At 68.2% G+C, this 26091-nt stretch carries 17 protein-coding genes; 4 read left to right on the plus strand and 13 right to left on the minus strand.

Annotation, left to right across the window (positions count from 1 at the left end):
* Positions 1-29: 29 nt before the first annotated feature.
* Together efeU and efeB are read left to right on the plus strand one after the other, a co-directional pair.
* Positions 30-2066, plus strand: a complete 2037-nt coding sequence (gene efeU / locus BTO20_RS02340) for an iron uptake transporter permease EfeU (RefSeq protein WP_087073039.1) — start codon at positions 30-32, stop codon at positions 2064-2066.
* A 9-nt stretch (positions 2067-2075) separates the two neighbouring features.
* Entirely contained in the window at positions 2076-3305 is a 1230-nt protein-coding gene (gene efeB / locus BTO20_RS02345; RefSeq protein WP_087073041.1) for an iron uptake transporter deferrochelatase/peroxidase subunit, read from the plus strand.
* A gap of 84 nt (positions 3306-3389) precedes the next feature.
* Here the strand turns inward: efeB and BTO20_RS02350 are convergent, their stop codons facing one another.
* From BTO20_RS02350 to BTO20_RS02390, 9 genes are all read right to left on the minus strand, one after another.
* Complete coding sequence (locus BTO20_RS02350) at positions 3390-6608, minus strand: arabinosyltransferase domain-containing protein (RefSeq protein WP_198344227.1); 3219 nt, start codon at positions 6606-6608, stop codon at positions 3390-3392.
* Positions 6605-9895: an arabinosyltransferase domain-containing protein gene (locus BTO20_RS02355; RefSeq protein WP_198344228.1), complete on the minus strand. Its 3291-nt coding sequence runs from the start codon at positions 9893-9895 to the stop codon at positions 6605-6607. The genes BTO20_RS02350 and BTO20_RS02355 overlap by 4 nt, the downstream gene beginning before the upstream one ends.
* A gap of 72 nt (positions 9896-9967) precedes the next feature.
* The gene (locus BTO20_RS02360) at positions 9968-13222 is read right to left on the minus strand and encodes an arabinosyltransferase domain-containing protein (RefSeq protein WP_087073044.1); all 3255 of its coding nucleotides are present in this window, start codon (positions 13220-13222) and stop codon (positions 9968-9970) included.
* The gene (locus tag BTO20_RS02365) at positions 13212-15128 is read right to left on the minus strand and encodes a galactan 5-O-arabinofuranosyltransferase (protein WP_087073047.1); all 1917 of its coding nucleotides are present in this window, start codon (positions 15126-15128) and stop codon (positions 13212-13214) included. The genes BTO20_RS02360 and BTO20_RS02365 overlap by 11 nt, the downstream gene beginning before the upstream one ends.
* Positions 15128-15892 carry a decaprenylphospho-beta-D-erythro-pentofuranosid-2-ulose 2-reductase gene (locus BTO20_RS02370; protein WP_087073049.1) on the minus strand — a complete coding sequence of 255 codons (765 nt, stop codon included), beginning with the start codon at positions 15890-15892 and terminating at the stop codon, positions 15128-15130. The genes BTO20_RS02365 and BTO20_RS02370 overlap by 1 nt, the downstream gene beginning before the upstream one ends.
* Before the next feature lie 123 nt (positions 15893-16015).
* A complete protein-coding gene (gene katG / locus BTO20_RS02375; protein ID WP_087073051.1) occupies positions 16016-18220 on the minus strand; it encodes a catalase/peroxidase HPI in 2205 nt (734 codons plus the stop codon).
* Between the two features lie 37 nt (positions 18221-18257).
* Positions 18258-18662, minus strand: coding sequence for a Fur family transcriptional regulator (locus BTO20_RS02380; protein ID WP_408632227.1), 405 nt, complete (start codon positions 18660-18662; stop codon positions 18258-18260).
* Between the two features lie 98 nt (positions 18663-18760).
* Complete coding sequence (locus BTO20_RS02385; RefSeq protein WP_198344229.1) at positions 18761-20143, minus strand: FAD-binding oxidoreductase; 1383 nt, start codon at positions 20141-20143, stop codon at positions 18761-18763.
* Between the two features lie 132 nt (positions 20144-20275).
* The gene (locus BTO20_RS02390; RefSeq protein ID WP_029370862.1) at positions 20276-20689 is read right to left on the minus strand and encodes a GtrA family protein; all 414 of its coding nucleotides are present in this window, start codon (positions 20687-20689) and stop codon (positions 20276-20278) included.
* Between the two features lie 26 nt (positions 20690-20715).
* On the opposite strand from BTO20_RS02390, the gene BTO20_RS02395 reads away from it, so the two are divergent.
* The gene (locus BTO20_RS02395; protein ID WP_232491016.1) at positions 20716-21255 is read left to right on the plus strand and encodes a trimeric intracellular cation channel family protein; all 540 of its coding nucleotides are present in this window, start codon (positions 20716-20718) and stop codon (positions 21253-21255) included.
* Here BTO20_RS02395 and pdxR read toward each other — a convergent pair.
* Entirely contained in the window at positions 21252-22664 is a 1413-nt protein-coding gene (gene pdxR / locus BTO20_RS02400) for a MocR-like pyridoxine biosynthesis transcription factor PdxR (protein WP_087073056.1), read from the minus strand. The genes BTO20_RS02395 and pdxR overlap by 4 nt on opposite strands.
* A 49-nt stretch (positions 22665-22713) precedes the next feature.
* Here pdxR and BTO20_RS02405 point away from each other — a divergent pair, with 49 nt between their 5' ends.
* Positions 22714-23184: a carboxymuconolactone decarboxylase family protein gene (locus tag BTO20_RS02405; protein ID WP_087073059.1), complete on the plus strand. Its 471-nt coding sequence runs from the start codon at positions 22714-22716 to the stop codon at positions 23182-23184.
* A 233-nt stretch (positions 23185-23417) separates the two neighbouring features.
* Here BTO20_RS02405 and BTO20_RS02410 read toward each other — a convergent pair whose 3' ends face one another.
* From BTO20_RS02410 to BTO20_RS02420, 3 genes are all read right to left on the minus strand, one after another.
* Positions 23418-24773 (minus strand): IS1380 family transposase, encoded by a 1356-nt coding sequence (locus BTO20_RS02410; protein WP_198344230.1) that lies wholly within the window; start codon positions 24771-24773, stop codon positions 23418-23420.
* A 120-nt stretch (positions 24774-24893) separates the two neighbouring features.
* On the minus strand, positions 24894-25328 hold the full coding sequence (locus tag BTO20_RS02415; protein WP_087073061.1) for a hypothetical protein: 435 nt from the start codon (positions 25326-25328) through the stop codon (positions 24894-24896).
* A gap of 279 nt (positions 25329-25607) precedes the next feature.
* Positions 25608-25964 (minus strand): heme-binding protein, encoded by a 357-nt coding sequence (locus BTO20_RS02420; protein WP_087073063.1) that lies wholly within the window; start codon positions 25962-25964, stop codon positions 25608-25610.
* Positions 25965-26091 lie beyond the last annotated feature (127 nt).

The following is a 26091-nucleotide window of genomic DNA, read 5'->3' on the forward strand; positions in this document are numbered from 1 at the left end:
TCTCAGTTGGTGTGCCTTACCTTAATTAGGTGGTGCTATCCGACGCCGTGCCGAACCTGCTGATCGGTTTGCGGGAAGGCCTGGAAGCGGGCCTGGTGGTCAGCATCCTGCTGGCCGCCGTGCACAAATCCCCGCTTGCCGACGGTGCCAGGCGGCCCACCGCGCCCGTCTGGCTGGGTTTGCTGGGGGCACTGACGGTGTCCGCCAGCTTTGCGGCAGTGCTGAGCGCGACGACGAGCTCGCTGGGCGGCGTGGGCCAGGACATCGTCGGCGGGTTGCTGAGCATCCTGGCGGTGGTGCTGGTCACCGCGATGATCTTCTGGATGTCGCGGACGGCGGCCCACCTGTCCGGCGAGCTCAGCGGCAAGGTTGCCGAGGCCCTGATGCTCGGGTCCGGGGCGCTGGCGCTGACGGCCTTCCTGGCGGTCGCCCGCGAAGGCCTGGAGACCACGCTGTTCTTCTGGACCGCGGCCAAGGCCGCCGGAGAATCGATCGGCCCGATCATCGGCGGCGCCGTGGGCCTCGCGATCGCCGTCGTGCTGTGCTGGTTGCTGTACCGGCGCTCGGTCCGGATGAACCTCAAGACCTTCTTCACCCGCACGGCCGTGGTGCTCATCGTCATCGCCGCGGGCATCCTCGCCTACGGCATCGGCGATCTGCAGACCGCGGGCTGGCTCCCGGGCCGGTCCTGGTACGCGTTCGACCTCAGCGGTCACATCTCGGCCGATTCGTGGGGGGTCACCATCATCACCGGCATCACGCAGTTGACCCCGCGGATGACCGTGCTGCAGGTGCTGGCGTGGGTCGGCTACCTCGTCGTCGTCATACCGGCCTTCCTGTGCTCGTCGCGGCAGGCCCCGGCGCCAGCGAAAACCGCAGAGCCATCAGCACCTTCCGCCGTGAGTCGACTCATCGCCCAGCGGCCGGTGGCAGTGGCCGTCGCGGTCGTCGTGGTGCCCGCTGTGCTGGCCGCAGCAGTGATTGCGCTGCTGCCCGGCGGCGACACCGACGCCACCCGGGTGACCGTCACGGCAACCACCTGCGCGGCGGACTGGTCCACCGTGCGCCCCGGCAATCAGACGTTCACCGTCGTCAACAAGTCCGGCAAGACCGGCGAGATCAACCTGGTGGACGCCAACAACGGCGTCGTCGCCGAGATCGAGACTCTCGGCCCGGCCACCAGCGCGCCGATGACGGCCAATCTGGGCTCGGGCAGCTACACGTTCACCTGCCTGCTGGCCGGTCAGCCCGCAGTCGTCTCGCAGGCCAAACAGGTCAGCGGACAAGATGTTCCGGGTGCCCCGGCGCCGATCGTGCGGGTCACCGAAGACGACCTGAAGCCGGCCATGGCCGCCTACCAGGTTTACGTCGACGGATTACTCACGACACTGAGCGACCAGGTGCACCGCATCAGGGCCGACCTAGGCAGCGGGAACATCGCTGCGGCCAAGACGGATTGGACCGCCGCGATGCTGACCTGGAACCGTGTCGGCGCCGCCTACGGCAGCTTCGGAGACTACGGCGACGCCATCGCGGGTCTGCCGCACGGACTGCCTGGCGGCGCGAACGATCCTGACTTCGCCGGGCTGCGTCGGCTCGAATACGGCCTGTGGCATGGGCAGTCACCCGCAGATCTGATCCCCGTCGCCGACGCCCTGGCCACCGAGGTGGCCAAGCTGCGGGTCAACCTGACCGATGCCATGCCCGAAGCCGCCGACCAGACCAAGCGGCCCCACGAGATTCTCGAGGACATGCTGCGGTTCCAGTTGGCCGGCTACACCAACCAGGGCGCGGGCACCGAATACGCCGAGACTGCGGCGTCAGTCGAGGCGACCCGCGCCGTGCTCGGTCAGTTCGCCCCGCTGATCAGCTCACGTGCACCGAAGTTGTTGGGGCAGGCCAATTCTGACCTCGACGCTCTGGATGCCGCGTTGCGTGCGACGCGGTGGGTGCCGCCGAGTCGGGCTTCTGCCGCGCAGCGTAACGCCGTCAACGCGGCCCTGGGACAGGCACTGGAGACGCTGGCCTCGGTGCCGCTCGTCATCGAACTACCGGTCAGCCGATAGGAGCCGCAGATGGAGGTCAGTCGAAGGCATTTCCTGCGGGGCGCCGCCGCAGGTGCCGCGGGGACGGCGATCACCGGTGCCGTGCTGCTCGAAGGCAAGACGGTGGACGCCAACGCGGCGACCGTGGCAACTCCGCCCGAGCGCTATCCGTTCCACGCCGAGCACCAGTCCGGCATCCTGACACCGCCGCCCGCCGAGAAACAGAACTTCGCCAGCCACATCGCCTTCGACGTCACCGCCAAGGACAAGGCAACGCTCGCAGCGACTTTCAGCGCGTTGACCGAGCGGGCCCGGTTCCTGACCACCGGTGGCTCCCCGCCCGAACTCGGGATATCGCAGCCACCCGCCGACAGTGCGGTCCTCGGCCCGGTGATCCCGGCCGACGGGTTGACCATCACGGTCGCGCTGGGCGCCAGCCTGTTCGACGGGAGATATGGCCTCGCGGATCGCAAACCCGTCAAGCTCAAGCCGATGACGGTGTTCCCCAACGACTTTCCGGATCCGCAGTGGACACACGGCGACGTGCTGCTGCAGCTGTGCGCGCACAATCCCGACACCGTGCACCACGCGCTGCGCGACATCATGCGCACCGTGCGTGGCTCGATGCAGATGCGGTGGCGCATCGACGGATACAACTCGCCGCCACGCCCGTCGGGCACCGGCCGCAACCTGCTCGGCTTCAAGGACGGCACCGGAAACCCCGTGTCGGACGACGCCGCGAACCTGATCTGGGTGACCGACCCCGCCGAGCCGGCCTGGACCCACGGTGGCACCTACCAGGTGGTCCGCCTCATCCGGATGCTCGTGGAGTTCTGGGACCGCGTGTCGATCAACGAGCAGGAGCGTATGTTCGGCCGCCGCCGCGACAGCGGGGCACCGTTGGACGGCAACAACGAATTCGACAATCCCGACTATGCCGCCGACGCCGCAGGCAAGACCATCCCGCTCGACGCCCACATCCGGCTTGCGAACCCGCGCACGCCCGCCACCGACAATCAGCGGCTGCTGCGGCGGTCCTACAACTACGACCTGGGCGTCGACCGCAACGGCAACATGCAGTCCGGGCACGTCTTCGTGTGCTTCCAGCAGGACATCGACCGGCAGTTCGAGACCGTGCAGAACCGGCTCAACGACGAACCCCTCGTCGACTATGTGCAGCCGTTCGGTGGCGGCTACTTCTTCGCGCTGCCGGGTCTGGCCGACGACCACGATTGGTATGGCCGGGCTCTCTTGGCCTAGCTCGCCGAGCTGAGCTCGCCGAGTGGCCAGTTACGCACGCACATCGCGAAAAAGCGTGCAGTAACTGGCCACTGGGCGTGAGAGCTAGGGCTTGATGCGGATCTTGCCCGGTTTGTAGAGCCCGCTGTGGGTGGCGGTGCCGAGTTCGATCTGCGCAGGCGTCGCGTCGACGATGGTGTCGAACTTGCGCAGTGAGCCCCAGTCACGGCCCCAGTCCTTGTTGAGGTACGCCGCCATCACGTGTTGCCGCAGCAGCACGTCGGTGATGCCCAACAGGCCACCGTTGAGGCCGTCCTCCCAGGTGTCGGTGTCCTTCATCTTGGCGTTGTAGTCCGGCGTGATGCGGAACTTCGGGATCTCGGTGACGCCGTTCGCGTGCAGCATCGGGTGCTGGCACGGGAAGGCCAGTCCCACCGCCCAGTCCATCAACACGGGCTGCTCTGAGCCGATGTACTCCTGCACGGTCTTGACCTCGGGCACCCGTGGCGGGGTGACGGCGATCCAGTCGCCGGGGGTCAGCGACTTGTCCTCGGCGATGATGCGCACGAACGTCGCGTCGGCCGGGATCTGGCTGCGGTCGAACCGCAGGTTGCGCCATGACGGGATGGGGCCGAGGTCATAGGGCACCAGCCGGCCGGCGGCGACCGGGACGCCGCCCGGCCCCGGCCGGCCGTATTCCAGCTCGACGGTCTGACCTTCGGTGCGGCCGTTGAAAACGCTGTTGCCCGTGATGGTTCCGGCGGCGGTGACGACCACCAGCGGATGCCCGGCGTCGGGCGCGGGCAACTGGTACCACGCCGACGCGAGCTTGCTCTCCTGCTGCGCAGGCCCTTCCACGTAGCTGCCTGCCACCGGCACGCGGGCCGGGTCCAGGCCGTAGGGCAGCGGCACGGTCGACCCGTTGATGCCGGGCGTCTTCAGCTTGGCCGCAGCATCCCAGTCGGAGTCGATCCCCGGCATCGGCACGGTCAGCCGGATGGCTTCGGCGACAATGTGATCCGGCACGCCGTTGGGGGTGAAACCGGTCGGTCCCGTCCCGCCCAGCGGTCCGAGCGGGCCGTAGTCGCCGGGCAGCGGAGTCAAGAAGCCGTTGTTGGTGTCGGGTTCGACGAGTACGTCGTCGGCCAATCCGCACCCACCGGCCAGCGCCTGCAGGTTCGACGACGCGTTGGAGTAGGTACCGGCCTGGCGCACCACGCCGTAGAGCATCGAGCCGACGAACACCACGCACATGAACCCGGCCGCCACCGGCACCGGGGCCGCGGTCAGCAGTCGCGTCACCCTGCTCTCGGTGCCGGGCCGGAAATGCAGCCAGAACGCCCACAGCGCGGTGATGACGAACAGCGTGAAGAAGATGGTGCTCACGGTGACGCCACCGATGGCCGGCTTGTCGTTGTTGAACGGCACGCCGTAGCTGGAGACGTACCACCAGCCGTTGGTGGTGGCGAAACACAGTGCCATCACGAACAGTACGGCCGACGTGAACGCCATGCGGTTGCGCGCCGAGCGCAGCACCACCGGCGAGGCCAGCACGGTGACCACCGCGGCCATCGCGGCGCCCACGGCGGCGAACAGGCCGAAGTGGTGCACCCACTTGGTCGGGGTGAACATCAGGCAGAACATGGTCGCGAAGATGATGCCCATCAAGCGCCAGACCGGTCCGCGCGCGACGCCGGGAACCCGCTTGCGCCGCAACATGATGAACATCGAGGTGAACAGACTCAGCGCGGTGATGATGAAGCCGAACCGGCGCGACAGCGATCCGTCGACGGTCGGCAGAATCAGGTAGTAGTACCGCAGATTCTCGGTGTACCAGGCCTGGCTCGGTCCGATGGCCGTGCGAATCCTGGTGGCTTCCAACACCGTTGCCAGCGTCTGGTCGGCGAACACCACGGTGAGGATCACGGTTCCCGCGGCCAGCAGGGGCAGCACCAGCGGCCACACGCCGACTCTGCGGCGGCGATGCACCAGGATGCGCAGCAGCGGGCGGCCACCGGCGAGCAGCGCGGCCACGGCGATCAGGCCGGTCGGCTGGATACCGAGAGTGAACGCCGCCGCGATGATCGCCAGCGCGGCGGGGGTGAGCCGTTCGGAGATGATGGCGCGCTCGATCAGCACGTAGGTGATCAGTGCACCGGTGGCGATCTGACCCTCGGGACGCAGACCGTTGTTGAACGGCATCCACGCGGCCATCAGCACCAGGCCTGCCGACCACAGCGCGGGCTTGCTCGCGATGACGGCGGGCCCGAGCCGGGGCAGCACCTCGCGGGACAGCAGCAGCCAACACACCAGTGCGCAGATCAGGTCGGGCAGCCGCATCCAGATGCTGGCATCGCTGACGTGGGTCATCAGCGCCAGCAGGTTGTAGAACCAGCCGAACGGGTCTTCAGGGCTGCCGAACCAGCGGAAATAGTTCGACATGTATCCGGCGTGATCGGCCACGCGGGCCATCTGCAGGATGTAGCCGTCGTCGGACGAGTTGGCGCCGATCACGTGCCACACCAGGAACCCGCCGACCACCACCACGTCGACCGCATTGAACGTGCGCCACCGCGACGGGATCAGGCTGTGCATCCGTCGGCCGTCGAGTCGGTCGAGGCGCCACAGCGCGAGCACCGCGATCACGGTGGCCGCGATGCCCAGCAGCATCGCCGTCAGCTTGAGTGCGGTGGGTTTCGTGGTGAACCGGGTGTCGATCGTCGCCGAGACTGAAAGCCCTTGCGGTGCAGGCCCACTCAGCTCGGTGAAGACGCCGACGATCGACGGCCGCAGGTTCGGGTCGGCGAAGCCGGTGCGCAGCTCCTTACCGTCAGTGCCCGTGAGCCCCACGAACGTGGCGAACGTGCCGGCCTCCGACGACGTGATCTCGATGCGCGAGCAGCCCGGGGGCCCGACGGCTTTCTCCCGCGGCACGCTGGAGATCACCACGTTGCGGTCGGTGATGTCGACGCGCTTGCTGGTGACGTTGACGAACAGCGCGTTGAGCGGGGCCTGCCTGCCCTCCTTGGGCGCGGTGCCGAACACCAGGCCACCCTCGGGCGGCAGCGAGCGGATCAGGTCACATGGGATCGTCGCCGTCATCTTGACCGGGGTCTCGGTGATCAGCGGCGCGGTGACGCTGTTCAGCTGCCCCTCCTGGGGCCAGTTCAGCGTCGCCGTCGTCTGCACCACCGGCAGCAGCGGCGTGAGCACCGAGCATAGGAAGCCGATCAGACCGGCGATGATCGCGACCCAACGGGCCGTCTTCACGTCTTTCGCCGCTGTCGGCGCACTCTCGGCGGGCTTGAGTTCGGTCGCGGTCATGGCAGGGCCCGAATCGGTCCGGGCCGGCTGAAGCCGAACACTCGCTTGGTTCCTTGATCGATATGGGCAACGGGTGCCAGCTCAGGCGGTACCACCGGGTCGTATTTCTCGATCGAGCCCCAGTCGCGGTACCAGTCGTTGCTCAGGTACGTCGGGATGGTCGACGTGCGCAGCAGCGCCTGGATGAACAGGAAGGGGCCACCCTTCTGGGCGGACTGCCACATATTCGACGACACCACCACTTGCTTGACGTTGGGCAGGATGCGGTACTGCGGCAGCTCGGCGACCCCGAGGTGCTCGGAGAACGGGCGCTGACACGGGAAGTTCGCGGCGGTCGCGATGTCCATCATGATCGGGGTCTGCGAACCGAGGAACTGTTGCGCGGTCTGCAGGGTCGGCACCCGGGGCGGCGTGAAGCCGAACCACTGGTCGTCGCTGAGGTTCGGGTCATCGGCGACGATGCGCGCCACGTTGGCCTCCGGCGGCGCCCAGGCCAGCGGGAAACGCAGGTTGCGCCAGGCGAACTGGGCGAACACGTCGATCGGCTGTACCGAGTCCAGCGCCTGGTAGCTGCCGTCGGGACGGTGCACACCCCACTGCAGCTTGAGCGACTGCCCGTAGTGGAACTCGTGCTCTTCGTCGTAGTACCAGATCGCTCCGGCGGCCGCGACGGTGACGAGCGGTCGGTCGGGGCTGCGGGGCGGCAGCTGGTACCAGGCCGAGGTGGCCTTGGCGGCGACGGTGTTCTCCTTATAGCTGCCCATCACCGGGGTGCGGGCGGGGTCGAGGCCGAACGGCAGGAACACGCGGGATCCGTTGACGCCGACCGGACCGTAGCCGCCACCGGTGCCCGCGGCATACGCGATGCCGACGTTGGGCTTGTTGGGCGAGCCGTCGGAATTCACGGTGCCGGGGTTGGCGACGACGGGTTTCGGCGGTTCGAGCGTGTCGCTGATGCCGTTCGGGTTGAACCCGACCGGGTTCTCACCGCCGAGCGGCCCGTACTCGCCGTAGGTCTGGCCCGGTACCGGCTGCAGCATGCCTGCGTTGGTGTCGGCCTCGACCAGCACGTCGTCGGCCATCGCGCAGCTGGTGTTCGACAGCCCCGAGGCCAGCGTCCGCACGTTCGCGGCCGCCGTGGTGTAGACGGGGTAGCGCTGCACGAAGCCCTTGGCCATCGAGCCGACCTCGAGCACGACCATGATGATCGCGACCACGAGCAGCGGGGTGGAGGCCAGCACGCGGTTTCGGCGGGTGTTGGCCACTTCGGTGTGCCCGGCGTAGTCGATGCGGAAGTGCAGCCAGCCGGCCAGGACGCCGGTGATGATGGCCAGCACCAGGAACATCGACGTCACCGGATGCCCGGCGATCACGGGCTGGCGGTCGAACCACGGCACACCGTAGTTGCCGATGTAGAACCAGCCGTTGATGCCCGAGGTGGCCCAGGCCAGCACGAACAGCAACGCCGTCACGTACAGCGCGAGGTTGCGTCGGCTGTGCAGGCCCACCAGGGCGAACGCGAACGCCGTCACACCGCCGAGCGCACCGGCCAGCCCGGCGAATTCGCCGAACTGCACGGCCCACTTGGTGGGGGTGAAGTGCAGCAGCAGCAGACCGATCGCGGTGACGCCGAGCAGCCGCCACACCGGCCCGCTGGCCAGCCCGGGCACCCGACCTTTGCGCAGCAGCACGGCGATCATGCCGAACAGGCACAACAGCATGGTCAGCACCGCGAACCGCCGCGTGAGCGAACTGTCCACGGAATCTTCCACGGTGAGGAAGTAGTAGCGCAGGAATTCCTGGTACCAGGAGATGGTCGGCCCGACGGTGTACTTGATGCGGGCCGATTCGGCGACGGTGGCCAGCGTCTGGTCCCGGAAGACGATGACGAACACCAGCGCCGCGGAACCGGCCAGGCCGGCCACGGCGGGCAGCGCGATGCGCCGGGCGCGGATGATGCCGACGACGCCGCGGGCGCCGACCAACAGCGGGGCCAGCGCGATGAGGCCCTGCGGGGCGAGTGTCACGCTGAACATCGCCACGATGATGGCCAGGCACGCAGGCCAGATCCGGTGGCTCGCGATCGTATTTTCTATGAGAGCCCACACTGCGAGCACGCCGAACGCGATCAGCGGCTCGGGCCGCAGGCCGTTGTTGAACGGCAGCCATGCAGCCACGAACACCGCGCCGGCCGTCCACACCGCGATGCGGTTGGTGGCCATGCGGCGGCCGAGCCGCGGCAGCACCCAGCGGCTCAGCAGCAGCCACGTCGCGATGCCGGCCAGGGTGGCGGGCAGGCGCATCCACACGCCCGCGGTGCTGATCGCCGCGAAGTGCGCCAGCACCGACTGATACCAGTCGAACGGCGCTTCACTGGTGCCGAAGTAACGGAAGTAGTTGGCGTTGTAACCGGCGTCAGCGGACACCCGCGCGATGGTGAGGTTGTAGCCGTCGTCGGAGGAGATGGCGCCGATGACGTGCCACAGCAGCAGTGTCCCGACGACGCCTGCGTCGGCGATCCACGTCGCGACCGGCACCCGCAGGAACCGGCGCCACGCATTCGGGACCCGCCTGCCGCCAAGGCGATCCAGCACGGCCAGCGCCACGATCGACGCCATGACGCAGACCACGCCGAGCACCATCACCAGCATCTTGAGCGCGGTCGGTTTGGTGATGAACCGGGTGTCCACGTCCACGCGGGCGGACAGGCCCGGCTGCGGGCCCACCTTCAGGTCGGTGAACACCCCGGCGACCTGGGGCTTCTTCTCGACGGCCGCGGTGCCGGTGGCGCCGGGGATGCCGGCGAAGTCCGCGCCGACGCCGCCGATGTTGGCCCACACGTGCAGGGCACTGCAGGCGCCGGAAGCGACCGCGGCGCGCGGGGCCACCGCGGTGACGGTGTCGCGGAATGCGACGAAGACGGTGTCGGCGGTGGCCCGGACGAACAGGCCGTTGCGGGTGGCGTCGATGCCGCCGGGCGGGATGGTGGAGAACACCAGCCCACCGGCCGGGGGCAGGGTGCTCACCGCGGTGCACGGGATCGACACGTCGAGGGACTGCGGAGCCCCGGATACCAGCGGTGCCGTGATGTTGGTGATGTTGCCGTCGGCGCCGGTGCCCTGCGGCCACAGGACGGTCGCGGTGGTTTGGCTGACCGGCAGCAGGGGTACCAGACCGCACAGCACCACACCGACGACGCCGGCGATGATCGCGATCAGGCGTGCGATGCGGGACCGATCAGTGGCTGCACTAGCTGTCTCTGGTTCATGTCGCTCATCGCCCGGCACGAGGCTCGATGGTATGCGACCCACATGTGAGCCCCGGTTTCCCCTGCCGCATGGTCACCGACTCGTGACCGCTCAGCTGTGCCGCAGCGGAGCCGGGCTCCACCACCCGCTGCGGGTGGCGGCGCCCAGGTCGAGCCGGGCCGGCACGGCGTCGGTGTACCACGGTGTCAGCCGCTGCAACGAACCCCAGTCCCGGAACCAGTCGCCCTTGAGATAGGTCGGCACCGTCGCAGCCCGGAACATCAACTCGGTGATGCCCAGCGGTCCGCCGCCCAGGTAGTCCATCACCGGCGAGTTGGCCTCCGCACCGAACCGGTCCGGCAGGATGCGCCACTTCGGCACCTCGATCACGCCGTACTGGTGGCCGAACGGCCGCTGGCACGGGAAGGCCAGGCCCACCAGCCAGTCCAGCATCACCGGATCGGTCGAACCCACCACGTCCTGCAGGGTGCGCAGGGTGGGGATCCGCGGCGGGGTCACCGCGATCCAGTGTTGCGGGGCCAGGTCGTCGTCGGTGGCGACCAGCCGGATCTGGGTGGCGTCGCGCGGGATGGCGGCCATCGGCGCGCGCAGGTTGCGCCACGCCGGCGCGGATCCGACGTCGGCGAAGCCGACGCTGCCCCCGGGCCGGTCGGCGGCGGCCTGCTCGTCGGTGGCCCACTGCACCACGACCTCGCCCGCGTTGAACCGCCCGGCGGCAGAGACCACCAGCAGCGGCCCCGCGGTGTCGCGGTTCGGCAGCCGGTACCAGGCCGAGCGCAGCGACGACGGGACCTGTGTGCCCGCCCGCCAGCTGCCCAGTACCGGGGTGGTCGCGGGGTTCAGTCCGAAGGGCAGCCGCGCGCGCGAACCGTTGACGCCTGCCGCGGCGGTGGTCCCGCCCTCGGTGCCGCCTTCGCTGGCGGTCGTGGTGCCCGATTCGGTGTCGGCGAAGTTGGTGGAGCCGGGCTGTTCCATCACCGGGTCCGCCGAGACGTCCGACGGGATGCCGTTGGGGGTGAAGCCCTGTGAGGTGACCGCGCCGAGCGCCTGACCGGACGGCTGGTCGACGGGCGTCAGCGCGCCCGCGTTGGTGTTCTCCTCGACCATCACGTCGCTGGCCAGCCCGCAGGTCTTACCGGTCAGCGCCTCCAGGTTGGAGCGGCCCACCGACCAGGCCGGGTACTGGTCGGTCATGGCCAGCGTCAGCGACACGACCTCGAACATCACCAGTACCCAGGTGGCGATCGCGAGCGGCGCTTGCGCCAGCCGCTGCCATCGGCCCGGCGGCCCGTCGGGGGACTCGTCGCGTCCGGTGAAGTGGAACCACGCGGCCAGCAGCAGGGCCAGCACCGAGAAGCCCAGCAGGATCGTGGTGAAGCCGAAGTGCCACTGCGGGAACGAGTTCGACCACGGCACCCCGAAGTTGGAGACGTACCACCAACCGTTGACGGTCGCGAACGACAGTGCCGTCACGAACAACACCGCGGCGCCGAACATGGCCCGGTTGCGGCGGGACTTCATCGCCGCGGCGGTCACCGCCACGGCGGCCAGTGCGCCCAGCGAGCCCGCCAGCCCGGCGAACACGCCGAAGTGATGCGTCCACTTGGTGGGGGTGAACATCATCGCGAAGAACGAGATGATCGTGATGCCGATGATGCGCCGGCTCGGGCCCGCCGCGGTGCCGGGCACGCGGCCCTTGCGCAGCGACATGGCGACCGAAACGGCAAGCGCCAGAAGCAGAGTCAGCACGCCGAAGCGTCGGGCCACGGAGCCGTCCGGGCTGGTGGTGAACAGCCGCTCATAGCGGATGTGCTCGTCGAACCAGGCCAGGCTCGGGCCCACGGTGGACTTGAAGGAACTGGCCTGGATCTCGCCGACCAGGGTCTGGTCCCGGAAGATCAGGATGATGGTGACCGTGCATGCGGCCAGGATCGGTGCCAGCAGCGCCAGATGCCCGAAGCGCGAAGTATGCCGGGCCACAATGGTTTTCAGCGGTCCGACGGCTACCAGCAGGGCGCCGACGGCGGCGATGCCGGTGGGCCCGGAGAACAGGGTCAACGCGCCGATGATGATGGCGATGGCGACCGGCAGCATCCGGTTGGTGGCCACGCCGCGTTCCACCGAACACCACGTCAGCAGGATGCCGAGGGCGATGATCGGCTCGGGGCGCAGCCCGTTGTTCAGCGGCAGCCAGAACGCCAGGAACAATCCGGCCGCGGTCCAGGCCGCTGCCCGGCTCTGTTTGACCGCATGTCCGAGTCGCGGGATGACCTCGCGGCTGATCACCCACCAACAGGCCAGGGCCATCAGCAACGTCGGCAACCGCAGCCACACGCTGGCGGTGCTGACGTGCGCCCACAGCGCCAGCAGGTCGTAGTACCAGCCGAACGGCGCCTCGGGAGTGCCGAACCAGCGGTAGTAGTTCGCCATGTAGCCGGCGTGTTCGGACACCCGGGCCATGGTGAGGATGTAGCCGTCGTCGGAGGTGTTGGCGCCGACGAAATGCCACCACACCAGCACGGCGCTGACCAGGCCGTCCAGCAGCGACACCGACCACCAGCGCGGGGGCAGGAAGCGGCGCTGTCTGACGCCGTCGGCGGCGTCGAGCACGTGCAGCGCGCCGAGGGCCACGACTGTCATGACGACGCCGATGATCATCGCCAGCATCTTGAGCAGCGTGGGCGAGCTGCTATACCGCGTGTCGATGGTGGCCGAGAACGTCAAACCCTGCGGGGCGGGGCCGGACAGATCGGTGAAGACACCGATGATCTGCGGGCGGAAGTCGTAGCCGCCGCGCTCACCGCGCAGCGGCGCGTTGGGATCGCGGGACGGATCGCTCGACGGTCCCTGGGTGAGCCCGACGAATTCGCCGGTCACCTTGTCGGCGTGCGCGGTGAAGGTCAGGTACTTGCATGCCGGGCTGAGCACCCGGTCCAGCGGGGCGCTGACCACGGGGGTGTTGCGGACGATGACCAGCAGGTCGTTGTTGACGCGTTCGATGAGCAGTCCGCGGTCGACGGCCTTGGGTGCCTGCTTGGGCACGGTCGACAGCAGCACGGTGCGGTCGCGGTTGTCCGGGCCGGCGAGCCCCGCGGCGGCTTGGCAGGGCACGTTGATGGTCAGGTCGGTCGCGACGTACCCGATCAGTGGCGCGTTGACGCTCTGCCAGGTGCCGTTCTGCGGCCAGTTGAGCTGCGCTGTGGTCTGCGTGACCGGCAGCAGCGGGGTGGCGATGGCCATGATCGCGCCGAGCAGACCGGCGACGATGGCGATCAGTCGCGCTGTCCGGTGGTTGGCGCCCGTGGCGATCACGGGGTTTGATGCTATCGGCGCGTCAACGGCCATCGGGAGTCGCTTTCTGGTCAGGCTTGCGGATGGCCAGCACGAATGGCCCGACATCCGACAGGTCGAACCGCGGATCGTGGAACAGCGCCGAGTTCAGTTCGACGTGGTAGCGGCGCACGTTGGGCTGGTTCGGGTAGACATCGGAGGCCAGCCGCAGGGTGTAGGTGTCGCCCGCGCCGCGGCGCATGAGGAACACCGTGGGTGCTTTCCAGGGCAGCTCGTCGAGCGCCTTGATGAACTGGTCGGCGGTGCTCAGCGTGCCCCAGCCCTCGATGGTGCCCGCGCGTTCCTTGAACTGGGCCAGCGGGTTGGCGTAGTGCGACGTCAGCCCCTGGAATCCGTAGTAGGGGTAGTACGACAGGAAGCTGTAGTCGGCGGTGAGCACCACGGTCTGGTTGCGGGGGACACCCGTGACCTCGAGGATCTTGGCGTCGACCGCGCGGTAGTACTGCTCGGCGCCGGGCGGACGACGGTCGGCGCGCACCCCGGTGCCGTCGGTGTCGGTGTAGGCCACGTTGATGTCGGGACGCAGCACGTCGGGGATGTCCTGACTGAAGGTCAGCCCGCCGATCGTGCCGATCGTCGCGGCCACCGCGATGATGCGCCGCCGCGTTTCCGGCTGGTAGCGGCGGGCGATCGCGAGCGTCGCCTCGATGAACCCGAACGCACCCGCGGTGGTCAACAGCACGGTCAACATGGACTGCAGCCGGAACGACAACAGGGTGGTGCCGACGAGCGTGGTCAGCATCGACAGCAGCGACCACGCGTAGATCGCGAGCACGCCGAAGGCCAGCGCGGCGGCCCGGGTAGAAGTGCGGGCCCGCACCACCAGCCACAGTGTGCCGACCATGCACAGCGCGCCGAGCAGCGTGAAGCTCAGCATCGGGAAGGTCAGCTGGGCTCCGGCGTCGGGTAGATAGTGCTGAGCGGTGCCCTTGTCGGCGGGGTGGCCCTTGGCCGCGGCCAGCAGGTACGGCGCCCAGCTGATCAGGGCGATCAGCCCGGAGATCGCGGCGATGACCACGAGGCGTAGCAGCGGATCCCAATGCCTGCGCGCGGCCGCGAGCAGCATGCCCATGATGGCCAGCGTGAAGGCGCAGTAGACGAACAGCAGGGTGTAGAACAGGGCGGCGACGCCGAGGAAGATGCCGGTGCCGATGATCGCGGCCCAGCCGCCGTTACGTGACCGGCCCCGAAGTCCGGACCAGGCCAGCACCAACACCGGCGGCAGCAGCACGGTGATGATCGCGGCATACGGCTCGGTGGTGGAGTACGCCAGCATCGCCGCTGTGCTCGCCGTCGTCACGATCAGCGCGTACTCGAACCGGACCATGGCCGCCCACAGCACGAGAGCCAGTGCCGCGGCGATGGTGATGGAGCTGATGGCCCACGGTTTGAACATCTCCCAGGCCGGGGCTCCGGTGCCTGCGGCGATGCGGCCACCCATCCAGAACCAGCCCGCCGGGTAATAGGGCGGCAGCCCGAAGTAGGTCATGTCGTGCAGGCCGGGGCTGTCGGTGAGCCGCGTCAGGTACTCGGTACGGAACTGCTGATCGACCGAAACCCCGAACAGGTACAGCTTGGTGGCACCGAGCGGCATCGCGAGTGTCACCACCGAGAACGCCGACAGGAAGATCAGCGCGGCCAGCCGAGCCAGGGTGCGCCGACCCCGCCGCCAGATCAGTCCCGACGCGAAAATCCCTGCCAGGCAACCGAACTGGCCCACAGTGGTGAGGGCGTGCAGCTGGTTGGAGGTGTTGTAGGCCGGCCACTGAACCCGGGCGATCGCGGTGATCGACACTCCGGCGACCACCGAGGCGATCAGCACGGCGACGACCATCTGGCCGATCACCCCGGCCGGGGCTGTCAGTCCTCCTCGCGTGCGGGGTCGGGATCCGGCCCGCATCAGATGGGAAGCCTACGGAAGATGGGTCGCGGGATGTGCCGCAACACCATCATCACGTAGCGGAACGCCCCCGGCGCCCAGACCAGCTCCTTGCCCTTCGCCGAGGCGGTGACCGCCAGCTCGGCGACGTATTCCTTGTCGACGGTCAGCGGGGCTTCCTTGACGTGCGCGCTCATCCGGGTGCGCACCTGGCCGGGCCGGATCACCAGCACGCGGACACCGAACTCCCGCAGCGCCTCACCGAGGCCGAGATAGAAGCCGTCCAGACCGGCTTTGGTGGAGCCGTAGACGAAGTTGGAGCGACGCACCCGCTCACCCGCCGCCGAGCTCATCGCGATGATGCGGCCCGAGCCCTGGGCCCGCATCTTCTCGCCGACCAGCACACCGACGGAAACGGCTGCGGTGTAGTTGATTTCGGCGATCTGCACGGCCTTGCGCTGGTTCTGCCACAGCTCCTCGGCATCGCCGAGCAGGCCGAACGCCACGATCGCGACGTCCACATCGCCACCGGCGAAGGCCTTGTCGATGACCGCGGGGTGGCTGGCGGTGTCCACGGCGTCGAAGTCGATCACCTCGACATCCTTGGCGCCCGCGGCGCGCATCTGAGCGACCGCGGCCTCACGGCCCGGGTCGTCGGGCAGCGCGGCCAGCACGATGCGGGCCGACGCGTCGCGCAGATAGCGCTCACAGATCGCCAGCCCGATCTCGGAAGTGCCGCCGAGCAGCAGAATCGTCTGGGGGTTACCTACGGCGTCGAACACCATCTAGCGCAGCTCCAAGCCTCGGGGGACATCGTGACGAGGGTACCGTGCGGCCTCTCTCACAGACCCGAACGCTGAACGCCCAGGCCGGCGCAGGGCCGGCCTGGGCGTCCAGGTGGGTACGGATCAGACCTCGAGGTCGAACCGATCGTTGTTCATCACCTTGGTCCACGCCGCGACGAAGTCCTTGACGAACTTCTCCTTGGAGTCGTCCTCGGCGTACACCTCGGCCAGGGCCCGCAGCTGCGAGTTCGAGCCGAACAGCAGGTCGACCCGGCTGGCGGTCCACTTCGGCGCACCGCTGGCGCGGTCGGTGCCGACGTAGGTGCCGTCATCAGCAGGCGCAGGCGCCCACTTGGTGCCCATGTCGGTGAGGTTGACGAAGTAGTCGTTGGTCAGCTGACCCTTCTTGTCCGTCAACACGCCGAGGTCGGAGCCACCGTGGTTGGCGCCCAGCACGCGCAGGCCGCCGATCAGCACGGTCAGCTCGGGAGCCGTCAGGCCGAGCAGGTTGGCCCGGTCGATCAGCCGGTACTCGGACGGCAGGCTGTCGCCCTTGCCCACGTAGTTACGGAAACCGTCGCCCTTGGGCTCCAGGTAGGCGAACGACTCGACGTCGGTCTGCTCCTGGGTGGCGTCGCCACGACCCGAGGTGAACGGCACCGCGACGTCGAAACCGGCGTCCTTGATCGCCTTCTCGAGGCCGACGACACCGCCGAGGACCACCAGGTCGGCGAACGACACACCGGTGTCGGACGCGGCCTGGATCTCCTCGAGCTTGCGGATCACCTGAGCCAGCTCGTCGGGCTCGTTGACCTCCCAGCCGAGCTGCGGCTGCAGCCGGATGCGGCCACCGTTGGCACCGCCACGCATGTCGCTGGAGCGGTACGACGCCGCCGCCTTCCATGCGGTGTCGACCAGCTGCTGCACGGTCAGACCCGAGCCCGCGATGGCCGCCTTCAGGGTGGCGACATCGGCGTCGGACAGCGTCTTACCGGCGGGCACGACGTCCTGCCACAGCCAGGTCTGCTTCGGCACCAGCGGGCCGAGGTAGCGGGCTACCGGTCCCATGTCGCGGTGCAGCAGCTTGAACCAGGCCTTGGCGTACTCCTCGGCCAGCTCTTCGGGGTGATCGAGCCAGCGGCGGGTGATCTCGCCGTAGATGGGGTCGAACCGCATCGAGAGGTCGGTGGTCAGCATCGACGGGTGGGTCTTGCCGTTGCCCTGGGCCATCGGCACCGAGTTGGCCCAACCGTTGTCCTTGGGCTTCCACTGGTTGGCGCCGGCGGGGCTCTTGGTCAGCTCCCACTCGTTGCTGTAGAGGATCTCCAGGAACGAGTTGTCCCACTTGGTGGGGGTGTGCGTCCAGGTCACCTCGATGCCGCTGCTGACGGTCTCGTTGCCGACGCCCGGGTTGCTCCAACCCAGGCCCATCTGCTCGAGCGGGGCAGCCTCGGGCTCCACGCCGTTCTCGATGTCGGTGGCGCCGTGAGTCTTACCGAAGGTGTGGCCACCGACGATCAGCGCCGCGGTCTCGACGTCGTTCATCGCCATGCGGCCGAAGGTTTCGCGGATGTCGATGGCAGCCGCCAGGTAATCCGGGTTGCCTTCGGGGCCTTCGGGATTGACGTAGATCAGGCCCATGTGGCTGGCCGCCAGCGGGTTCTCCAGCTTGGTGCGGTCAGTGCTACCGGCGTAGCGATCCTGCGAGCCCAGCCACTCGGCCTCCGAGCCCCAGTAGATGTCCTCTTCGGGCTCCCAGAAGTCCGGGCGACCGAAGGCGAAGCCTGCGGTCTTGAAGCCCATGTGCTCCATCGCGCGGTTGCCCGCGTAGACGATGAGGTCGGACCACGAGATCTTCTTGCCGTACTTCTTCTTCAGCGGCCACAGCAGACGACGGGCCTTGTCCAGGCTGACGTTGTCCGGCCAGCTGTTCAGCGGGGCGAAGCGCTGCATGCCGCGCCCGCCGCCACCGCGGCCGTCCTCGACGCGGTAGGTGCCTGCCGCGTGCCACGACATGCGGACGAAAAGCGGTCCGTAGTGCCCGAAGTCGGCGGGCCACCACTCCTGCGAGTTGGTCAGCAGCTCGTCGAAGTCGCGCTCGAAGGCCTCGAAATCGAGGGTCTTGACGGCCTCGCGGTAGTCGTAGCCCTCGTCCGACGGATCGATGGCGGGCGGATTCTTCTGCAGGACCTTGAGATTGACGGCGTTGGGCCACCAGTCGCGGTTGCTGCCGCCCTCGACGGGAGGCTTGATCCGCATGGGGCAACCGCTTTCGGCGGGCTCGGTTTGAGCTTCACCGATGGGGGGATGGGTTTCGGCTTCAGCCATGACAAATCCTTTCCGGGCTGGTGGGATTGACAAACGGTTATCTACTTGGAGCAATCGAACATTCGGGGCAGGTGCCCCAGTAGATGACCTCGGCTTCATCGATCTCGAAGCCATGGTCTTCTGATGCGGTCAGACAGGGGGCTGTACCGACCGCACAATCGACATCGGCGATGGCGCCACACACACGGCATACGACGTGGTGGTGGTTGTCGCCGATCCGGGACTCGTAGCGAGCCACGGATCCGGAGGGTTGGATGCGCCGCACCAGACGCGCTGCGGTCAACGCGTGCAGCGAGTCGTAGACGGCTTGGTGGGACACCTCGGGCAGCTCGTCACGCACCGCACGAATGATGGAATCCGTGTCGGCGTGAGGATGCGCGTGGACCGCTGTGAGCACCGCTACCCGGGGGCGCGTGACCCGCATGTCGGCGGTCCGCAGCATCTGCTGGAAGTCCGCAGTCGTCGCCACGCCCTGCAGTCTTGTCCCTTATCTGGAATTAGTCAAGAAAAACTTCCAGGGACCGCCTTTGGCGGTTATGGCTACAGAAGTTCCAGCCGGCGGGCCATGTCCGAGGCGAACACCCCGTCGGGATCCACCTTGCGGCGCACCGCGATCCACTCGTCGATACGTGGGTACATGGCGTGGAACGTCTCGGCCGTCGTGCGGGAATCCTTGGCGGTGTATAGCCGCCCACCGAACTCCAGCACCCGGCGATCCAGGTCGGTGAGGAACTCGCCGACGCCCGGCTTGACCGGGAAGTCGACGCAGACGTTCCAGCCGGGGATCGGGAAGCTCAGCGGCGCCTGATTGCCCTTACCGAACAGCTTGAAGACGTTGAGGAATGAATAGTGCCCGGAGCGCTGGATGTCGTAGATGATGCCCTTGAACTCCTCGACGGCCTCCGTCGGCACCACGAACTGGTACTGCGCGAATCCGGCAGGCCCGTAGGCGCGGTTCCACTCACCGAACATGTCCAGTGGGTGGTAGAACTGCGTCAGGTTCTGCACCTTGTTGCGGTACGTCCCCGATTTGCGGTACCAGAGTTCGCCGATGGGGCCGAAGGTGTACTTGTTGGCCAGCCCGTTGGGGAACACGTCCGGCAACGTAAGTAGTTGCGGCGCATCGAATTTCAGTGGGTTCTTCTGCAGCTTGGTGGGCAGCTGGTCGAGCGTGGCCAGCGATCCGCGGGAGATGGCGGCGCGGCCCAGCTTCGGCGGGGCGCTGATTGCGTCGAACCAGGCCGACGAGTACGTGTAGTTGTCCTCGCTGCCGTCGCTGTGGAACGCGATGGTCTCATCGAGGGTGTGGGTCACGTCGCCGTCGGCGATGAAATACGCGGTCTCGGTCGGCGTCATCTCGATGGTGGCGCGCAGGATGATGCCCGTCAGTCCGTTGCCGCCCACGGTGGCCCAGAACAGCTCGGCCTCCGGCCCGTCCGGCGTGAGCGTGCGCACCTCGCCGCCCGCGGTCAGCAGATCCATGCTGCGGACGTGGTTGCCGAAGCTGCCCGCGCTGTGGTGGTTCTTGCCGTGGATGTCACAGCCGATGGCCCCGCCGATGGTGACCTGACGGGTGCCGGGCAGCACCGGGACCCACAGTCCGAACGGCAGTGCCGCCTTCATCAACTGGTCCAGGTTCACCCCGGCGTCCACGTCGACGATCCGGGTTTCGGCGTCGATCGAGTGGATCCGGTTCAGGGCGGGCATGTCGATGACCAGGCCGCCGCCGTTCTGCGCGTTGTCGCCGTACGAGCGGCCCAGCCCACGCGCGATCACGCCGCGTCCGCCCTGCTCAGCGGCCCGCGTGACAGCCTTGACGATGACCTCGGGATCGGGTGTGGAGAGCACGTGTGCGACGGTCGGTGCGGTGCGGCCCCAGCCCATCAGGCGCTTGTCCGTGGTCGGGAAATCGGTGGTCGACATCGCTAAGGAGGGTACCGCGCCCAGACGTCCACTCCGTCGCAGTCGAGCGTCGAACCACGCGCCGAGTTCGACGAGGATGTCGCTGCGCCGGCCCGAACACGACGTTTTCGTCGAATTCGCGTGTCCAGGCACTCAGTGCAGGCGGAAGATGACCGCCCGCTGTACGACGAAGTTGATGACGGTCGCGGTGCCCTGGGCGATGACGAAGGCCACGACCACCGCCACGGGCGTGTAGTTGAGCAGGTGCAGGAACAGGTGGTTGAGACCGACCTGGACGACGAACGTGACCAGGTAGAGCACCCACACCGCGATCAACCGGGCCGTGCTCGGCGGTGCCTGGAAGGTCCAGCGGCGGTTGAGCAGGTAGGCGGTGGTGGTGCCCGCGACGAAGCTGATCGCCTTGGCGATGTCCGGCGGCAGGCCGATGGCCTTGTAGAGCAGCACGTAGAGGCCGAAGTCGACGACCGCGGAGATCCCGCCGGTGACGATGAACCGAAACACCTGGGTCCTCAGACTCAGGCGCGGGTTCGCGGGTGCGGTGTCCACCCCGGCAGCTTAGCGAGCGCCTACCGTTGCGACGTGTTGCAGATGGTGCTCAACTACGGCGGCATCGCGGTGTCCTGCGTGACCTGTTCCTCGACGTCACCCCTCCGACGTCCATCGAGCACTGGCCCAACGTCACGGTCGCGGTGATCGCGACGGCGGTGGCCACGGCGAGCGCCCGCGTGTTCGTTCGGATGCGGCGGATCGTGCTCACCCTCGACGCCATCGGGATGGGCGTCTTCGCGACCTCCGGTGCGGCGTTCGCCACCGACCATGGGGCGAGCTGGTTCGCGGCCGTGCTGATCGGTATGACCACGGCGATCGGCGGCGGCATCGTGCGTGACGTGCTGGCTCGGGAGATCCCGCTGCTGATGGGGCCCGACGATCTGTATGCGGTGCCCGCCCTGATGGGTGCGACGACGTACGCCGTCATCGACTATCTCGGCCCGCAATGGGTCGGGCTGCTGGTGGGCACCGTGCTGGCGACGGTACTGCGGCTGGCTGGGCTGGCCTTCCACTGGCGGCTGCCCACCGGGCCGCGCGATCTCATCGTCGGTGGCGACACCTAACGCAACACCTCGGCGAGCACCGTCAGCAGCGCCTCGACGGCCGGGCCGAAGGCATGCTCGGCGGGCGCGCCGAAGCCGACGATGATGCCGTCCGGATCGGGGATCTGCGGGCCGGCCTGCGGATGACGCATGATCGAGAGCCCCTGCAGCTGGATGCCCGCCTCCCCGCACCGGCGCAGCACCTCGGGTTCGGCGCCGTCGGGCAGGGTGAGCGTGACGTTGACGCCCGCGGCCAGGCCACGGATGCCGACGTCGAACCCGTCCAGTGCGGCGACCAGGGCGTCGCGCCGGCGTCGGTACCGGTTGCGCATACGACGGATGTGCCGGTCGTAGCCGCCGGTGGCGATGAAGTCGGCCAGCGTCAGGGCGCTGATGACGTCGACGTGGTACTGCTGCCCGCCCGCCGCGTCGATCACCGGGTCGATCAGCGCCTCGGGCAGCACCATCCAACCCAGGCGCAGGGTCTGCGCCATGCTCTTGCTCGTCGAGCCCAGATAGGCGACCCGTTCGGGATCCAGCGCCTGCAACGCACCGACGGGTTGGCGGTCGTAACGGAACTCGCCGTCGTAATCGTCGTCGAGCACGTAACCGTCGGTGCGCTGGGCCCACGCCACGGCGGCGCTGCGGCGTTGGGGATGCAGGGCCATGCCAAAGGGGTTGTGGTGGGCCGGAGTCAGCAACACCGCTGGGGTGTCGAGCGCGTCCAGGTCGTCGATGACGGCACCGTCGTCGTCCAGCCCGATCGGCACGGTCGGCACCCCCGTCGCGGTGATCGCGTCGCGAAAGATGAAGAGGCCGTGGGCTTCCACCGCGATGGGCCGACCGGATCGGAAGACCCGTGCGAGTAGTTCGACGCCGTCGCGGACCCCGGCGCAGATGACGATGGATTCCGGCGTGGTCCGCACGCCCCGGACCCGGCCCAGATATTCGGTGAGGGCCTCGCGCAGTGCGAGCGGGCCGCGCGGATCACCCATTCGCAGCGCGGCCACCGGCGCCTCGGTGAGCGCGCGACGAGCCGATGCCAGCCAGGCGCTGCGCGGGAACTCCGACAGGTCGGGTGAACCGGGCATCAGATTGTGGCGTGGCGTGACGGGGATGCGGCGCGGACGCGGGGCCGGCCGGGGTGTGCCGGCCCGGGCCACCCAGGTGCCCGCGCCCTGCCGCGACGCCAGCCAGCCCTCGGCGACCAGCTCGGCGTAGGCCTCCGCGACGGTGTTGCGGGCCAGCCCGAGGTCGGTGGCCAGTGCGCGAGACGGGGGCAGCGGCGCGCCGGTGGCGAGCCGGCCCGATCGGATGCCGTCGCGCAGCGCGTTGATCAGCTGTTCCCGGGCGGTGCGGCTGCCCGGTTCGATGACGGCCCGCAGGTTCAGGTGTAGGTCTCGACTGCCCGAATTGGCCCGCGAAGTCACGCCTCGATTGAACCATCTGGACGGGTCTTTCGCCGCTAGCGTTGGAGACATGACGCAGACACTCGAACCCGCCCAGACCGCCGGACGCCTCAAGATCTACAAGGCCTCACCTGAGCTGTACGACGCGATGATGACGCTGTCGAACGCCTCGGCCAAGGACGTCGACCCGACCATCGCCGAGCTGATCAAGATCCGCGCGTCCCAGCTCAACCGGTGCGCCTTCTGCCTCGACATGCACACGCACGACGCGCGCAAGCAGGGCGAGACCGAGCAGCGCCTGGCGCTGGTCGCGGCCTGGGAAGAGGCAGGCGATCTGTTCACCGAGCAGGAGCAGGCTGCCCTCGCGCTGACCGAGGCCATCACCGACCTGAGCCACGGACCGGTCTCCGATGCGGTCTACGCCCGCGCCGCCGCCGCATTCACCGAACGTGAACTGGGCCAGGTGATTTCGATGGCCGTCACCATCAACGCGTGGAACCGGATCAATGCCGCGGTGAAGATGCCGCCGCCGCGGCGCTGAGACGGGCCGATCGATCTCGCCGTGGCCGGCACGCCCGGTACCGGTACCGGTGCCGGCCACGGCGTCGGCGCGCCCGTTCGGACTCGAACATCGCCTAGCCTCGATCTTTCGTGTGCGGAGTTGACTGATGGCAGGTTTGTCGGGTTGTTGATTTCGGTGTTGGCGCGTGGGTGGTCCCCGGCGCTCGGTCGCCGGTTGTCCTGGTCCTTGGTGGTAGGGGCTGGGGGATGAGTTCAGTTGAGCGCTGCGAGGTTTCGCTGTCCGGTGACGAGCAGCTCTGACCAGGGCCATCCTCGACTTATACGCAGGATGCGGCGACGACCGGTGGTGATGATGCGTGCGGCCACGCTCAGCAGTCGCAGGCGTAGTCGTTTGGGTTCCCAGCTGCGGGCCGGGTGGTCGGGCCAGGCCAGCAGTTGGGTCCAGGTCAGCAGTTCGTAGGCCAGGGCGGCCAGCTCGAGCCAGATTTCGTTCTTGCCGAAGGCCTGCAGTGGCAGGTTGGTCAGGCCGGTGTCTTTGAGGGCGCGGATGCGGTCTTCGGCGCGGGCGCGTAGCCGGTGGCGTACTTCGAGGTCAGCGAGCCGCCCGCCGGCGGTGTTGGTGGCGAACAAGGTGATGCGCCAGCCGTGATCGTCGGTGATGCGCAGCTGAGCGCCGGGGTGGGGGCGTTCGCGGCGCGCGATGACCCGCATGCCCGGGGGCCAGCCGACGAAGGTGTCCGGTAGCCAGCGGGTCAGTTCGGCGACCTGGGCACCCTCGCGGGGACACCCGTCGGCATCCAGCGCCGCCCGCCAGGCCTGCCGCGGCAGCGCTTGGAGGGCATCGAGGACGGGTTGACGACCATAGACACCCACCGAGTACGACAACCCCAAGTGGTGAATGTGCCACAGGAACTCCTTGACTCCTGAGCCGGTGTCCCCACGCACCAGCACCCGCGAACGCACATCCTCGGGGAGTTGGGCCAGCGCAGCGTCGAGCACCGCGATCTGATCGGCGGCGTCGCTGGCGTTGGCCCGCCCGGGACGCAGCATCGCCGCCAACGGTTCCCCGGTGCCCTCGGCGCCGTGATCGACGAACGCCATCATCGGATGAAACCCGAAACCCCGTTTGAAGTTCGGAGTCGCGCCTTCCTTGTCTGAATGTGACCCGATCAGGGTGGCATCCATATCAATGATCACCGTCTCGTCGGCTGCGACCGGGCAACGCCGCTGCCAGACCCTGTCCCGGGCGGCAGCCCGGGCCCGCCGAATGGCAGCGATCGCGGTGATGGGATCGCTGCCCAACACCTCGATGAGTCGGCTGATCGTGGGATCGGAGGCCACCGCGCCGAACAATTCCGGCTGGCCCCGTAGCAGCGCCGCGTCGGCCAGGCAATCACCGCCGAGCGCGATCATCACCGCCAAATCCAGCACCGTTTTGCCCGGATCGTGGACCGACCGCGCCGCCCGCCACGGCGCCAACTGCCGCGACAACTCCTGCGCCAAGCCGCTGACCTGCGCAGTTGTCAACAACACCGACGCGCCCGACGACGAAATCAGCGACTCGCGGCCCGACTCGAACCGAAACCCACGACAACGGTTACGCTTCACCTACGGCGTGCCTTCCCGCTTGCGAACATCGACCCTAGACAAGCCGCATTTTCTCAAGCAGGACAGGCACTTCCGTGCATTACACGCCCGTCAACCCGACACCCTCACGAAATATCGAGGCTAGTTGAACGTCATGTCTCCGAGCTGGACGGGGAACGTTTCGAACTTCTTAGGGCCCGACTTGTCACCCGTGGTCGACGGGCTGCCCGTCTGCATCGTCATGTCCTTGCCCGATGTGAAGGGGTCGTGGATGCCCACCGGGGCGACCGGCTCGTTCATCCCCTTGTGCCCGTGGCTGGCGTGCGGGCTGGCCGGGCGGCTCGGGAACACCAGGTGTGCCGCGGGATGAGCCTCGTCGCCCGTGGTCTCCGGGCTGCCCGGGTCCCAGCTGTTGCGCGCGGAGTTGCGGCTGTTCGACGAGGCCGGTCCGGAGTTCGAGTGTGCTGCCGGTGCAGCGGCAGCCAGGCCGCTGCCGAGGCCGAGAGCCGCCAGGCCGAGGACGCCTGCCATTGCGCCAGAGGCGGTGAGCTTCTTGACGGTGCTGATGGTGCTCATGAATTCCCTTGCCTTTCAGGTGTTTTGCCGGCTGCTTGACCGGCTTGAAGGCAAAGTTATGGCCCTCACGAACACCCCGGCATCGGGTGAAAAATGCGTCTATGGCGGGCGCGCATGGTGCAAATGGTGTACGCGGGCTCTCCCGCACCTGGGTTTGCTGCAGACGTGCCTCATGGCGGGCCGTCGGCGCGTCCCGAGATTCGCTATGCGACAGAACTGGGAAAAAGCAAGGGGCGGAGCGGCTTTCGCTGCCTGCCCGGTTGGCTCAGCGGGCTCTGCTCAGGACAGCGCGTCGAACAACGTCGCCAGTTGCCCTGGCGACACCGACACGCCGCACTGTCCGCGCAGCGAGGTCAGCGGGCGCGCGATGTTCTGCAGGTCCAGGAATTCCCCCGGATGGGCCAGGAAGTAGGCGCGCACGGCCCCCTCGGCCTCGCCGGTCGACTGGCTGCCCGCCGCGGTCAGCACATCGTTGGCATCCGGGTGCGCGTCCAGGTAGGACCCTGCCTGGGCCAACACCCCGCTGGCGGTCGTGGCCAACCCACTGGCCGAGCACGGCGGTGCGGCAGCGGCGGTCGGGACGGCGATGGCGAAAGACGCGAATCCACTGATGGCGAGCATGGCGGCCAGTTTCATACGGCGATCCTGCGTGATTGCCGGCGATCGCGTGTGCGTTGTGCGGAATCGGGGTCTCGGCGATCGGTTCCCCGGGTGGGGATCAGCGGCGGCACCTGCGGTCACTGACCATAGTCGCTAGGGTTTG

It is taken from the genome of Mycobacterium dioxanotrophicus (assembly GCF_002157835.1).
GTDB lineage: Bacteria > Actinomycetota > Actinomycetes > Mycobacteriales > Mycobacteriaceae > Mycobacterium > Mycobacterium dioxanotrophicus.

Coding starts and splice junctions, on each gene's coding strand:
- efeB (WP_087073041.1), top strand. CDS start 2,076: ATGGAGGTCAGTCGAAGGCATTTCCTGCGGGGCGCCGCCGCAGGTGCC.
- BTO20_RS02350 (WP_198344227.1), bottom strand. CDS start 6,608: ATGACCGCGACCGAACTCAAGCCCGCCGAGAGTGCGCCGACAGCGGCG.
- BTO20_RS02360 (WP_087073044.1), bottom strand. CDS start 13,222: ATGGCCGTTGACGCGCCGATAGCATCAAACCCCGTGATCGCCACGGGC.
- BTO20_RS02365 (WP_087073047.1), bottom strand. CDS start 15,128: ATGCGGGCCGGATCCCGACCCCGCACGCGAGGAGGACTGACAGCCCCG.
- BTO20_RS02370 (WP_087073049.1), bottom strand. CDS start 15,892: ATGGTGTTCGACGCCGTAGGTAACCCCCAGACGATTCTGCTGCTCGGC.
- katG (WP_087073051.1), bottom strand. CDS start 18,220: ATGGCTGAAGCCGAAACCCATCCCCCCATCGGTGAAGCTCAAACCGAG.
- BTO20_RS02380 (WP_408632227.1), bottom strand. CDS start 18,662: ATGCTGCGGACCGCCGACATGCGGGTCACGCGCCCCCGGGTAGCGGTG.
- BTO20_RS02385 (WP_198344229.1), bottom strand. CDS start 20,143: ATGTCGACCACCGATTTCCCGACCACGGACAAGCGCCTGATGGGCTGG.
- BTO20_RS02405 (WP_087073059.1), top strand. CDS start 22,714: ATGACGCAGACACTCGAACCCGCCCAGACCGCCGGACGCCTCAAGATC.
- BTO20_RS02415 (WP_087073061.1), bottom strand. CDS start 25,328: ATGAGCACCATCAGCACCGTCAAGAAGCTCACCGCCTCTGGCGCAATG.
- BTO20_RS02420 (WP_087073063.1), bottom strand. CDS start 25,964: ATGAAACTGGCCGCCATGCTCGCCATCAGTGGATTCGCGTCTTTCGCC.